Source organism: Thermoleptolyngbya oregonensis NK1-22 (assembly GCF_032705245.1).
GTDB classification, from domain to species: Bacteria; Cyanobacteriota; Cyanobacteriia; order Elainellales; family Elainellaceae; genus Thermoleptolyngbya; species Thermoleptolyngbya sichuanensis.
Genome location: NZ_CP053540.1, coordinates 4778575 through 4792062 on the forward strand (window position 1 = coordinate 4778575; position 13488 = coordinate 4792062).

Genomic DNA, 13488 nt, shown 5'->3' on the forward strand with positions numbered 1-13488 from the left:
ATTCATGAAAACGCATTCATGAAAACACGCTCATGGACGCTGTTAGAAATGGCGGATGATGGCATCGGCAAACTCAGAACATTTCAGCGGCTCTACGGGTGGCTCCATCAGTCGGGCCAGGTCGTAGGTGACTTCGCCGGCCGAGATCGCGCCGCCGATGCCTTTCTTAATCAGGTCGGCCGCTTCCTGCCAGCCCATATACTCCAGCATCATCACCCCAGAGAGGATGACGGAGCCAGGGTTAATGCGGTCTAGTCCTGCGTGCTTGGGCGCGGTGCCGTGGGTCGCCTCGAAGATGGCAGCAGAGTCGCCAATGTTCGCGCCGGGGCCCATGCCTAGCCCGCCAACGACAGCCGCTGCCGCGTCAGAGAGATAGTCGCCGTTTAGGTTCATCGTCGCCAGGATGGAATATTCATCAGGGCGCGTCTGGATTTGCTGAAAGATGCTGTCGGCGATGCGGTCGTTGACCATAATTTTGTCTTTCCACTGGCCGCTGCCGTGGGTGTCCCAAATGGCATCGAGGACGGATTGTACCTCGTCGCAGATTTGCGCCTTTTTCTCCGCCGTCAGCGCGTCATAGCCCGGATCGATCATGCGGGCATTGTCTTCGATACTGAGGTCGGGATTTTTCTCCTTGTTGCCCAAAATCCAGGATTCCCGTTCTGTGATGCACTCAGCGCGAAACTCGCTGGTGGCCAGTTCGTAGCCCCAATCGCGGAATGCGCCTTCGGTGTATTTCATGATGTTGCCCTTGTGAACCAGCGTCACCATCTGCTTATTTTTGGGCAGGCGCAGGGCGTGGCGAATGGCGCGGCGCACGAGTCGCTGGGAACCCGTTTTGCTGATGGGCTTGATGCCAATGCCCGAATCCAAGGGGATGCGTTTTTTGCCGTGTTCGGGGGTGGCGGGAATCAGGTCTTCATTGAGGATCTTGATGAGGCGATCGCCCACTTCACTGCCCTGCTTCCATTCAATGCCCAGGTAGATATCTTCGGTGTTTTCCCGATAGATAATCACATCCAGCTTTTCAGGCGTTTTGTGGGGTGAGGGCGTGCCTGCATAGTATTTACACGGGCGAATGCAGGCGTACAGGTCAAAAATTTGCCGCAGGGCAACGTTTAGCGAACGAATGCCGCCGCCGACGGGCGTAGTCAGCGGCCCTTTGATCGCCACGCCATATTCTCGAATTGCCGCCAGCGTATCTTCTGGGAGGTATTGATAGGTGCCGTAGAGTTCGCAAGCTTCATCGCCTGCATACACCTTGAACCAGACAATCTGGCGCTGCCCGCTATAGGCTTTTGCCACGGCCGCATCAAACACCTTCTGAGCCGCAGGCCAAATGTCTACGCCTGTGCCGTCGCCTCGAATAAAGGGAATGATAGGGTTGTCAGGAACCTGTGGCTCACCGTTCTCAAACGTGATGCGTGAACCCTCGGTTGGGGGAATAATCTTTTCATACATAGAGCGTTGCCGACTCCTAAGTGATAAATCAACGATTCTTGGCTAGTTTAGTGGAGGAGAGAAGAGCCAGAATGCCCAAGAGTGAGCAGCTTTCGGATCAGTTTCTCCAAAGTTTCTCGACAAGAGTGCTTCCTTGAGGCAGCGTGCCAGGTTTTTTGAGCCAGGGGCATGATATCTCAAACTTGCAATTGCTCAATTTCTCAAAGATGAATCGGAGGAACTGTTCATCTAAGACAATCAACGGTGGGGCAACCGCAAAAAAAGGCAAAAAAATCCTAAAGATGAGGATGTCTTTGGGTGATGTCACTGTTTTGTCAGATTTATCTGATAATTTTGCTGAATGTCCGCTGATTTGAAAAATGATTTGGAAAACTTAGGAAGCTTGACCGTCCCCAAAACTCATCCTTAAAAGTTTATTCCGTTGAACGGGATTGCTTAAGAAGAATTAGCAGGTTAGTTCGGGAGCTAGGGAGTGCGATCGCACCCTGTCTCAATTCAAGTCTCAGCCGCTATGATGGCTCGATAGAAGATCTCGATGTATGCAAAAGGAACCTGTGATGCTGTTGGCAGGGTTGGAACTGGGTAGCTGATATGAAACGCATTTTGATCGTAGATGACGACACCACCTTGCGGACAGCGCTCACCCGATACTTGCAAAATCAGGGCTACTTGGTGCAAGAAGCCCGGTCTGGGCTGGAAGGGTTGACCTTGTTTGAGCAGCATCCGCCCGATCTGGTGGTTTCGGATGTGCTAATGCCAGAGATGGACGGGCTGGAGTTTTGTCGCCGCCTGCGGGCCAGCCGCACGGGGCAACTCGTGCCTTTTATCTTTCTCTCTAGCCGCAAGGAAGTGGACGACCGGGTGCAGGGCCACCAGATGGGCGCAGACGACTATCTGGCAAAGCCCTTCGAGCCGAAGGAGCTAGTCGCCAAGATCGAGGCCCAACTGGAGCGATCGCGCCGGATTCACTCCGAAATTGTGCGGCTGATGCAGCAGTCGGTCAGCGTCAGTGCTGCGGCGGGCGATCGCCCTGCTACGCCGACCCCGCTTCCCCTCACGCCAGCGGAGGAAAAGGTGTTTGCTGAAGTGATCCAGGGCTATACCAACAAGCAAATTGGCGAGCGTCTCTTCGTCAGCCCGCGCACGGTGCAGACCCATCTCAGCAATATTCTCAGCAAGCTGGAGCTAGAAAACCGCTCGCAGCTAATCCGCTATGCCTATGAGCGGGGATATCGGCCGCCGGAATCCACGGAAGAGTGATAACGGAAGAGCGACAGAGGATTAGAGAGGATTAGAACAGAGGATTAGAAGCGAGTTTTTAGAACGCTCGTGCCAATTCCACTCTCTCCTGCGCTCCTTCTAAAGACTCGCTACTGCGCCACGCTTCCCTCAAAGCCGCCGGATGAGTTGACGGGCGATCGCCCATTGCAGCATTCGTCCTGGGGCGCTGGCTTTGCGGAGGATCTTGGGTCGGAGAAAACGCCCCAGCAGAAGCCGCCCGATCCCTTTGAGGCGGGCGTTGAGGCGAATCCAGAGATAGCGCGATCGCCACTGGTGTCCGGTTCCGGCGTAGAGGGGGCGAAAGGCTAGCGGCCCGGCCAGCACGTCGGCGCGGTGGATGCCGCTGATACCATGCTGACGATGCTCTGGGTTGGGGATGCCGCCGTGTTCGCCATAGTTGCGAAAGCTGATGTAGTTTTTGAAGCCGTGCGATCGCAGGTATTTATCCACCTCGGAGTCGAAATTGAAATAGCCCGTGCCGTGATGCTCATGCACCCAGTCAGCCAGGCCACAAAGGCAGCGGGCGGCAGCAGGCGTGACGACGTAGGCCACTAGCGAGGTCGAAAATCCCTCCGCAAAGCCGTCAGGACTGAGGCTATAGACCTGTGCCGCGCAGGTGTAAAGCCAGCAGAGTCCGGTGGAGGGCTGAGACAGATCCATCGGCAGCGGCAGAGACGACATCCCAACCACGGGCACAAAATCCGCTTCGACGATTAGGGTCGGCCGGGGTTCTGCCGCCGCCTGCACCCAGGCTCGACGGTGGTTCATCATGCAGCAATAGATGGCGGCACAGGAGGAGTCGGGCGATCGCTCATTGCGAAATAGCTTGACCTGCCAGCCTTCATTGGCCAGCGCTTGCTCTAGCGGCTCAGTCTCTTCCCGATACGCAATAATAAAAGCTTGCTGAATCTCATCTTTGAGCAGGGGCGGCTGAGTCACTGGGCTGGCAACGTCATGAGTCATGGCACGAGTCATAGTCAGAATTACGCTCTCAGTCCTGGATGGCAAACCTGTAGACGCAATTCATGAGAAAAGGAGCGGGGTTGGACTTGCCCTGAAAAAAACTGACGCTGCAAAAACGACCCCTCATGGGAGGATGGTCAGCGGGTCGTTTGCATGGCCTGATCATGAAGCATTTCCTGGATCTGTTACCTGGATTTTATGAGCAAATTTGTCCCCAGTCTCCAATCTCTGGTCGGCGCTGAGCAACTCTCGGTTTGGGAAACGGTCGCGCCAGCACTGAAGGCGCAACTGTCTCAGGCGATCGCCCCTGGTGGCATACCCGAATGCATTGTGGAGCCAGATTCGCCCGCCCAGCTTGCCGCTGTGGTGAAAGCATTGAACGCGCAAAAAGGGCGATCGCTCCCCTTTGGCACAGGCACCAAGCTGCACTGGGGCGGCGTATCAGACAGCATACAGGTCGGCATCAGCACGGCCCGGATGAACCAGCTGATCGACCATGCAGCCGGGGATCTCACGGTTACCGCGCAGGCCGGAATGCGGCTGGCCGACTTGCAGGCACACCTAGCTCGACAAAACCAGTTTTTGCCGCTCAACCCGTCCTATGGCGACGCAGCCACCCTCGGCGGCATCATTGCCACAGCCGATAGCGGCTCCCTGCGCCATCGCTACGGCGGCGTGCGAGATTTGCTAATCGGCGTGACCTTGGTGCGGGCGGATGGCGAAATCGCCAGGGCCGGCGGGCGCGTGGTGAAAAACGTGGCAGGCTATGATCTGATGAAGCTGTTCACAGGCTCCTGGGGCACGCTGGGCATCCTTACAGAAGTCACCTTTCGCGTCTATCCCTTGCCCGAAGCCTCGAAAACGCTGGTGCTAGCAGGAGAACGAGAGGCGATCGCCCGCGTTACCCAGGCACTCCTCTCCTCTGCGCTTGCGCCAGTTGCCGTGGAACTGGTTGCCCCAGTCGCTATGCAGCACCTCGGTCATGCAGGGCTGGGGCTAGTGGTGCAGTTTCAGGGTCTTGCCGTTTCGCTAGATGCCCAGGCCACCCAGTTCCGCCAGTTTGCCCAGGCCGCCGCTCTCGTCGAGTCCACCTACACCGACGCTGCTGAGGCATCCTTGTGGCAAACATTGCAAGCCCTGTGGGAGACCGCTCCTTCCCTCACTTGCAAAATCGGAGTCTTGCCCAATCAGGCCGCCGCAACCCTGGAAAAAATTGCCGACCAGTTTCCCTCGCTGTCCTACGGCACGATTCACGCAGGCAGCGGTTTGGGGCTGCTCCGGTTCGCTGATCCGCCCAGCACCAGCCACCTGCTGGATCTGCGCCGTCTCTGCGAAGCCCAGGGTGGCTTCCTCTCCCTCCTGGCCGCCCCTGTTGACCTGAAACAGCAGATCGACGGGTGGGGCTATCCCGGCAACGCTCTTGGGCTGATGCGCGGCATTAAGCAGCAGTTCGATCCAGACAGGCTGCTGAGTCCGGGGCGGTTTGTCGGCGGTATTTGATTTCTCACAACCTTAGGACGCTCTCTTCTCCACCTCTACAGGCAGCGCATACTGCCGCTTGCCAGCCTGCTTAGCCTGATACATGGCCAGGTCTGCTTGCTTGAGCAAGGTTTCGGGGTCGTCGCCGTGGGTGGGATAGAGGCTGATGCCGATGCTCGTGGTGACAAGAATTGACTCACCTTCTAGCGCAAAGCTTTGGGATAGCGTATCGAGAATCTTTTCGGCAACGCGGGTCACGTCTTGCACATGGGGAATGGCCGGCAGCAGCACTACAAATTCGTCGCCGCCAAACCGGGCTACGGTGTCGCTATTCCGCAAGCAGCGAGAGAGGCGCTGAGCTACGGCTTTGAGCAGCAGATTGCCCATTGCGTGGCCGTAGGTGTCGTTGATGTGCTTAAAGCCGTCCAGATCCAGGAACAGCACCGCAACAAGCTGGTCGTGTTCTTGCGCCCAGAGGAGCGATTGCAAGAGGCGATCGCACAATAGCTGGCGATTGGGCAATCCCGTCAGGCTGTCGTGATAGGCCAGGTGTTGCAGGTGGTATTGCGCCTGTTTTAGCTCAGCGTTGGAGCGCACCAATTCCGCAGCGGTGCGGCGCAGTTCTTCTTCCATCTGCTTGCGCTGGGTGATGTCTCGAATCACGCCCACCAGGAAGGTATTACCCGCAGCGTCTTTGTGGAGCGATCGCTTGGTTGCCGTTAGATAATGCGCTCCATCGGCGCTGGTAAATTCTTCCTCGCTCTCGCTGTCCAACCCTGTTTCAAACACGCTCTCATCATGCTGCCGTAGGAAATTGGCCTGATGGGGCGGGAAAATGTCGTGGTCGGTTTTGTCGAGCAGTGTTTCGAGCGGATAGCCCACAAAGCGGCAGAAGGCTTCGTTTAGCACAATCCACCGCCCCTGCCGATCTTTGACAAACACCGGATCGGGAATCATATGAATGACCGAACTGAGAAACTCTTTGGATTTTTTGAGTTCCTCTTTGAGGTAGGCAATGTAGCTCGTAATCACGCCGCTAGACCCAACCAGCGCCAGCAGCGGCGGCACTAGCGGAATCCACCACCCCTGAAGAAAGGCCAGGTAGCAGCTCCCTAACAGAAAGCTGCTGGTTCCCAGTAAGGAAATAGCCAGCTTTGCCGGGTGGCGAAATCGCCAGCTTACAACCGCACCCACCAGCGACCAGCCCAAAATCCAGATCCATTCCACCGGAGAGAGCCAAACCTGCAAGGGCGATCGCCCATACAGCGCCGCATCCAGCAGTTGGCTGATGAAGTTGGCGTGGAGCGCTACTCCAGGAATGCGCTGCACGGTGCCGTTCATTTCCCGGCTGTAGGAGTTGAAAAAGAAATCATTCAGGCTTTCGGCGGTGGAGCCAATCAAAACGATGCGATCGCGCATCAGCGCCGGATCGACCTCGCCATTTAGCACTTCAGTCAGCGACACCGTGCGGTAGCTAGAGCTGCGCGTGTTCGCCAGAATTTGATAGCCGCCATCGTCTGCCCGCACATAGCCCCCATCGTTGCGACCCAGTCGCCGCAACACCGACTGCCCCAACTTCACCTCAGCAGGATTGTCAGGCGCAGGCTGGGTATTGATGCCCCAGTCTTGCAGGTACAAAAGCGCCAGCTTCAGCGCAAAACTGCGGCGCAGTTCGCCGTTTACGCCCCAATACAGAATTACCCGCCGCACCCGGTTGTCGCTATCGGTCACGACATTGTTAAACCCCACTTGCCCTGCTTGCTTCAGCAGTTTGGGCGGCTCTACACCCGGACTCGTCGAGTCAGCGATTTTCTCGATGCCGATGAGATTTGGCGTGGTGCGAAACACCGCCTTGAGTTCGTCGCCGCCCTCGCCTACCGAAAATTCGCGGTAGATGTCCAGCCCAATGGCGCGGGGTTGGTAGGATTTAATTTTTTGGAGCAAATCCGCCATCACCCGATCGGAAATGGGCCAGTCGCGCAGGTTTTGAATGTCGATGTCATTAATGCCGACGATGACGATGCGCTCATCCACGGGATCGGCCGGACGCAGGCGAAAGGCGCGATCCAGCGCTGCCAGTTCCAAAAATTGCAGCCCACCCAGCCAGCGCAGCCCCAATACGCCACCTGCCACGGCGATCGCCGTCAGCCAGATACGCCGCTCTCGCCACAGCCGATGGCTGCCCCGCTGGAGGTTAGACAACGATTTTGACTTCAGACGGTTTGCTTGACGCAGCAACATTGCACTTAGATCAGCAGATGGGGCAGAATGCAGTCTGATTGCGGGGGATGCACCATTTCAGACTTTAAAGTGCCCTGCGATCCCCTGGAAATCGCCAGAATTTTGGTAAAAAATTTGTCAGCATTCGCAGAAAAATGTGAAGGAGTAATGAAGGGCGATCGCCCCCTTGACGAATCAACAGCTATACTCCGTAGCTGCGAAACGATCTCATCACTGGTTTCCCGCGCTAATCTAAGCAATAGACTGGACGAGCCTGAAGACATTTCGGGTCAGGCAAGGGCGTGGAAACTACGGACACTGCCTGCCGCCAATCTGTGCCAATGGCTTTCGCTGGCCTCCGTATCAACCCATACGGATATCAACCCATACGGACTTCATCTGTGCGTAGGGCTGCTTTGCGGGATTTGCCTCCCCAATCTGCCTTGCCAATGGGTTTCCCTGATCTGGTTTTCAGATTTGAGCTTCTAGACTTGCCTTCCAAGCTGCGATCGCTCGTCTTGTTGGCAAAGGTCTGGCAGAGCCTCAGCAGAAGGGATGCAGAGCCTCAGCAGAACGTCAGCAGGGGGATGCCAGGTGGGGCGATCGCAGGGAGTGCATCCCACTTTTGTAACCCTCACCCTAAAGTCCTATCCCAAGGCGGCAGAGGGACTTCCAATCCGGCTCACCTTCTCCCGCTTTGGGAGAAGGGGCTGGAGGATGAGGGCAAACTTGCAGAACTGGGATGCGCCCGATCGCAAGCGCTTCTGCTCCTCCCAATGCCTCCTTCCATTGCTTCCTTCCATTGCCTCCTCCCATTGCTTCCTCCTATTGCCACGTCAGATGCCATCCTGATAGTCTGTCTCGAATTAAATTTGCCCCGAATTTGCCCCGTCCTTGCCCAGTCCCGCTTCCCTCACACCCTCGTCGTTGCATTTTCCAGGTTGATTGCATGTCTCAGTCCTCTCGCCGCACGATCCATCAGTCTGTCTACCAATCTGTCTACGCCACCGCTCTAGATAATAATGGCTACCGCTCTTTCGAGTTGCCCGGTGCCCGCCCTCATTACAACCCCGATCGCCCCGGTCAGGTCGAGCATATTGCCCTAGATCTGGATCTCGACCTCGCCCACCAGCGCTACAGCGGCACCTGCGCCATTCGGCTCAACCCGGTGCGAAACGGCATTGAGCGGCTGACGCTGGATGCGGTCAAGCTAGACATTCATTCCGTCAAAGCAGGCAAGCACAAGCTGCACTTTGACTACGACGGCGAACAACTCCAGGTTTCTCTCAAAGACCCCACCCGCTCCGGCAAACCCATCACGCTAGAAATCACCTACAGCAACGACCACCCCCAGCGCGGACTCTACTTCATCGCACCCGACCAGCACTATCCCCAAAAGCCTGTGCAGGTGTGGACTCAGGGTGAAGACGAAGACTCGCGCTTCTGGTTTCCCTGTTTCGACTATCCGGGGCAACTCGCCACTAGCGAAATCCGCGTGCGTGTACCAAAACACCTGTTGGCAATTTCCAACGGCGAACTGCTGGAGACCATCGAGGATGGAGACAGCAAGATCTACCACTGGTTCCAAAAAGAGGTGCATCCCACCTACCTGATGACGCTGGCGGTGGGTGACTTTGCCGAATTGCGTGACGAGTGGCACGGCAAACCCGTCACCTATTACGTAGAAAAAGGACGGGAGGACGATGCCCGCCGCAGCATGGGCAAAACACCCCAAATGATTGAGTTCTTTAGCCAGACCTTCGGCTACGCCTACCCCTTCCCCAAATACGCCCAGGTCTGTGTCGATGACTTCATCTTTGGCGGGATGGAAAATACATCCACCACGCTGCTGACCGATCGCTGCCTGATTGACGAACGCGCCGCCCTAGACAACCGCAGCACCGAGGCGCTTGTGGCGCACGAACTGGCCCACCAGTGGTTTGGAGATTTGGTGGTGATTAAGCACTGGAGCCACGCCTGGATCAAAGAGGGCATGGCCTCCTATTCCGAAGTGCTGTGGACGGAGCATGAATACACCGCCGACGATGCCGCCTACTATCGGCTGAATGAGGCCCGCAGCTATATATCTGAAGACAGTAGCCGCTATCGTCGCCCGATTGTGACCCACGTTTATCGGGAGGCGATCGAGCTATACGATCGCCACCTGTACGAAAAAGGCTCCTGCGTGTATCACATGATCCGCCGGGAGTTGGGCGATGAAGAATTCTTCGATGCGGTTCATACCTTTGTCAACGACAATGCCCACAAAACGGTGGAAACGGTTGACCTGCTGCGGGCGATCGAAAAGGCGACCGGGCGGAATTTGCAATTTCTGTTTGATCAGTATGTCTATCGCGGCGGACATCCCGACTACAAAGTGTCCTATAGCTGGGATGGCGACAGCAAGCTGGCAAAGGTGACGGTGGTGCAAACCCAGGCAACCGATGGCGATACCGATCTTAGAAGTGACCTGTTTGACCTGAAAATTCCCATTGGCTTTGGCTATGCCAAAGAGGAAGAGGGCAAAGGTAAGGACAAGGCGGCCAAGCCCTCAGCGACGCTCAAAACCTTCACCGTGCGGATTCATGAGCGAGAACAGTCCTTCTATTTTCCGCTCGACGAAAAGCCGCAGTTCGTCAGCTTTGATGTCGGCAATCACGTTTTGAAAGAGGTGACGCTGGACTATGGCGTGGCAGAGCTAAAAGCGCAGTTGAAGCATGATCCTGACCCGGTTTCTCGGATCTATGCGGCGATCGCCCTTGCCAAAAAAGGCAACCTGGAAGCCGTGAAAGCCCTGGGTCACGCCCTAGCGCACGATCCGTTTTGGGGCGTGCGGGCAGAGGTGGCCGCAGAACTGGCTTCAATCAAGCTGGATCAATCGCTAGAAGCACTGCTAGAAGGGTTAAAGGATGCCGATGCGCGAGTGCGGCGGTCGGTCGTCGAAGCGCTAGCCCAGATAAAAACCCAGGAGAGCTATAAGGCAATTAAGACCGTGGCCGAAAAGGGCGACCCCAGCTACTACGTAGAGGCCGCAGCGCTGCGATCGCTCGGCACGGTGGCTGCCAGCCCGCTCAACGGCAAGTCCAAAGAAGAAAAGGTAATCAAGCTGTTTCGAGAGGTGCTGGACACCCGCGCCGGGTGGAACGAAACGGTTCGCAGTGGGGCCATCGGCGGCTTGAGCAAGCTGAAAGAATCGGCAGCGGCGCTGGAGCTAATTTTGGACTACACGGCGATGGGCACACCCCAAGCCCTTCGACTGGCCGCAATTCGGGCGCTGGGGGCGGTGTCCCTTGGGCAAGAAAAACCCCAGGTCGAGCGCATTCTCGATCGGCTGCGGGAGTTATCGGATGAGTCGTTCTTTTTGACCCAGGTGTCCGTGGTGATGGCCTTGGGGCAAATGCAAACCACCCGCGCTGCTACAGTGCTGCAATCGCTTGCAGACCGCACCCCCGATGGTCGCGTCCGCCGTATTGCCGAAGAAGCAGTACAGCGGGTGATGAAAAATGCGGGTCAGGATCAGGCTGTAAAGAAACTTCAACAAGAGCTGGATCAGCTCAAAAAGGATAATCAAACGCTCAAGAGCCGTCTGGAAAGTTTGGAGGCAAAGGCGGCGAAGGGATAGCCTCGGTTTTCACTTTGAAGCCATTGTCTGGAATTTTGAAAATATGGGGTTTTCCCCTGCTTCCACCTGCAAAATGGGCTGCCTATAATGGCGTTCATCTAGGTTAAGAGTCCCGCCTAAATAAGCCTTCTGGGGTGCGTCGTTATGGAGAACCAGAACCCGCCGTTTGCACAGCCCGCTACGCTGATCGAGTCGTCGGGCGATCGCCCAAAAAGCCTGAAAACCAACCCATTCACAACCTATCGCGATCCACAGACGGGTCGCTGGATCGTGGTTAAGCCCGCTGGGTAGAGCGCTCAAGATTTTTGAGTTGAGTGCATCTGCCCAATCTGCTAGGGTTAATCTCTGTCAAGCAAAAGAGGGACGCAGTTGATAGGCTGTGTCCCTCTTTGTCTTGCTTGATCTATGAACTTATCCGCCGTCTAGTCGCTTGTCGTCTAAGAAGCCACTAAGATAAGAAGCCACTAAGAAGCCACCTTTTCTGCCTCTAGCCGACGAGTGCCGTTGGACACTGAAACGGGCTTAATTGGCGTTTGCATTAAAAACACCAGTAGCGGACTCCGTTGAAACTCGCGGCGCAGCTGCCGGCGCAGTTCGGCTTCCAGGGTCGCCTGTAGCTTCGTCCAATCCACGTCAATTTCTCCGTCGCCAAAATTGTGAGTCACCTCTTTCCAGCGATCGCTCAGCACGGTTTCTAAGGTTTGCACCACAGAGCGCTCCAGCCGAGATTTCTCCACGGAAGTCACGACCCCCCGCAGGTGGATTGCAGGGACAGACACCAACTCACCATTCCAGCCAATCGTCGCGGCGATCGTCACCACGCCATCTTCGGCAAGCTGCTGCCGCTCTTTCAGCACACGCTGATGCACCACGCCAGAGCGTGAAGAATCCACCAGTTCGATTCCCGACGGCACTTTACCCGCTACCCGAATGCTGTCTTGGGTCAGTTCCACCACATCCCCATTGTCAATAATCACCATATTCTCGGCGGGAATGCCCATGCTCTGGGCGGTTTCCGCGTGCTTAACGAGCATTCGATGTTCGCCATGAACGGGCAGGAAGAATTTCGGTCGCGTCAGCGCCAGCATGAGCTTCTGGTCTTCCTGTGCGCCGTGTCCCGAAACGTGGATGCCCTTGTCACGGCCATAAATCACGTTTGCCCCCTGCATCATCAGCTTGTCAATCGTGTTGACGACAGCGATGGTGTTGCCAGGAATCGGGTTCGCCGAAAAGATCACCGTATCCCCTTTGCGGATCTGGATCTGCTTGTGCTCCCGATTGGCAATCCGGGTCATCGCAGCCATCGGCTCACCTTGAGACCCCGTACTCAAAATCAGCACGTTCTCATCGGGCATTTTGTTGGCCATATTGAGCGGCACGAACAAATCGTCCTCGCACTTGATATAGCCCAGTTTTCGGGCGTGGGCAATGACGTTGAGCATCGAGCGTCCCAGCACCGACACGACGCGCCCGTGTTTTTTCGCCAGTTCCAAAATCATGTTGACCCGATGCACCGACGAAGCAAAGGTGGTGACAATCAGCCGTCCCTTTGCCTGACTAAAGTAGCGATCGAGATTGGGAAAGACGGAGCGTTCAGATGGAGTGTGTCCGGGCACTTCTGAGTTGGTCGAGTCGCTAATTAGACACAGGACACCCTTCTCGCCATGCTCTGCAAGACGCTGAATATCGAAGTATTCGCCATCCACAGGCGTATGATCAAATTTGAAGTCTCCGGTATGAATCACAACGCCCAAGGGGGTGTGAATTGCCACGCTGAAACTATCCGCAATGGAGTGGGTATTGCGGATATACTCTACCAGGAAATATTTGCCAATCCGCACCATTTCACGGGGGCGAACGGTGCGTAGTTCCGTGCGATCGGCAACCCCTGCTTCTTCCAGCTTGTCTTCTAGCAGCGCCATTGCCAGACGTGGCCCGTACATTACCGGAATGTCAAACTGCTTGAGATGAAAGGGAATGCCGCCGATGTGATCTTCGTGTCCATGCGTGACAATCATGCCCTTGATTTTCTGGCGATTTTCGCGCAGGTAAGTGGTGTCAGGCAGCACGATATTTACGCCGTGCATTCCATCGGTGGGAAAGGCCAGACCTGCATCTAGCAACACAATTTCATCGGCATATTCAAACACGCAGGTGTTTTTACCAATTTCATGCAGCCCTCCCAAAGGGATAATTTTGAGGGCGGAGTTTTGGTCGTTTTGACTCATGTAGGTCCTTGATCTAGGTTTGGATTTGAAACTTTAGAGAATTGACAAAAAAGAATTGGAAAAATTGACAAAAAGGTAGCGACAGTCGAACGTAGCTTTGAAGCCTCTCTCAGATTTATCAAAAACCTGAGATTCCTTAAAAATTGAAGAGAAGCTGCCTCCAAGCGATCGCCTCTATATAAATAAACAGGATGAATAAACAGGCGCTCTCACCTCTTTCAAAAGTGACGATAA

The 13488-nt window shown here is 55.7% G+C and carries 8 protein-coding genes; 4 read left to right on the plus strand and 4 right to left on the minus strand.

Annotated features, from left to right (window positions below):
• Window positions 1–42: 42 nt before the first annotated feature.
• On the minus strand, window positions 43–1461 hold the full coding sequence (locus HNI00_RS19945) for an NADP-dependent isocitrate dehydrogenase (RefSeq protein ID WP_316788817.1): 1419 nt from the start codon (window positions 1459–1461) through the stop codon (window positions 43–45).
• Window positions 1462–2052: 591 nt separating this feature from the next.
• Here HNI00_RS19945 and HNI00_RS19950 point away from each other — a divergent pair.
• Window positions 2053–2721, plus strand: coding sequence for a response regulator transcription factor (locus HNI00_RS19950; RefSeq protein WP_297077857.1), 669 nt, complete (start codon window positions 2053–2055; stop codon window positions 2719–2721).
• 129 nt (window positions 2722–2850) lie between these two features.
• On the opposite strand, the gene HNI00_RS19955 is transcribed toward HNI00_RS19950, so the two are convergent.
• Window positions 2851–3705 carry a hypothetical protein gene (locus tag HNI00_RS19955; protein ID WP_316788820.1) on the minus strand — a complete coding sequence of 285 codons (855 nt, stop codon included), beginning with the start codon at window positions 3703–3705 and terminating at the stop codon, window positions 2851–2853.
• A 198-nt stretch (window positions 3706–3903) separates the two neighbouring features.
• Here HNI00_RS19955 and HNI00_RS19960 point away from each other — a divergent pair, with 198 nt between their 5' ends.
• Window positions 3904–5205, plus strand: coding sequence for an FAD-binding oxidoreductase (locus tag HNI00_RS19960; protein ID WP_316788823.1), 1302 nt, complete (start codon window positions 3904–3906; stop codon window positions 5203–5205).
• Between the two features lie 12 nt (window positions 5206–5217).
• Here the strand turns inward: HNI00_RS19960 and HNI00_RS19965 are convergent, their stop codons facing one another.
• Window positions 5218–7425: a CHASE2 domain-containing protein gene (locus tag HNI00_RS19965; RefSeq protein WP_316788826.1), complete on the minus strand. Its 2208-nt coding sequence runs from the start codon at window positions 7423–7425 to the stop codon at window positions 5218–5220.
• A gap of 928 nt (window positions 7426–8353) precedes the next feature.
• Here HNI00_RS19965 and HNI00_RS19970 point away from each other — a divergent pair.
• A complete protein-coding gene (locus HNI00_RS19970; protein ID WP_316788829.1) occupies window positions 8354–11026 on the plus strand; it encodes a M1 family aminopeptidase in 2673 nt (890 codons plus the stop codon).
• 144 nt (window positions 11027–11170) lie between these two features.
• Window positions 11171–11317, plus strand: a complete 147-nt coding sequence (locus HNI00_RS19975; protein WP_297077870.1) for a hypothetical protein — start codon at window positions 11171–11173, stop codon at window positions 11315–11317.
• 173 nt (window positions 11318–11490) lie between these two features.
• Here HNI00_RS19975 and HNI00_RS19980 read toward each other — a convergent pair whose 3' ends face one another.
• On the minus strand, window positions 11491–13254 hold the full coding sequence (locus HNI00_RS19980; protein WP_316788833.1) for a ribonuclease J: 1764 nt from the start codon (window positions 13252–13254) through the stop codon (window positions 11491–11493).
• Between the last annotated feature and the right edge of the window lie 234 nt (window positions 13255–13488).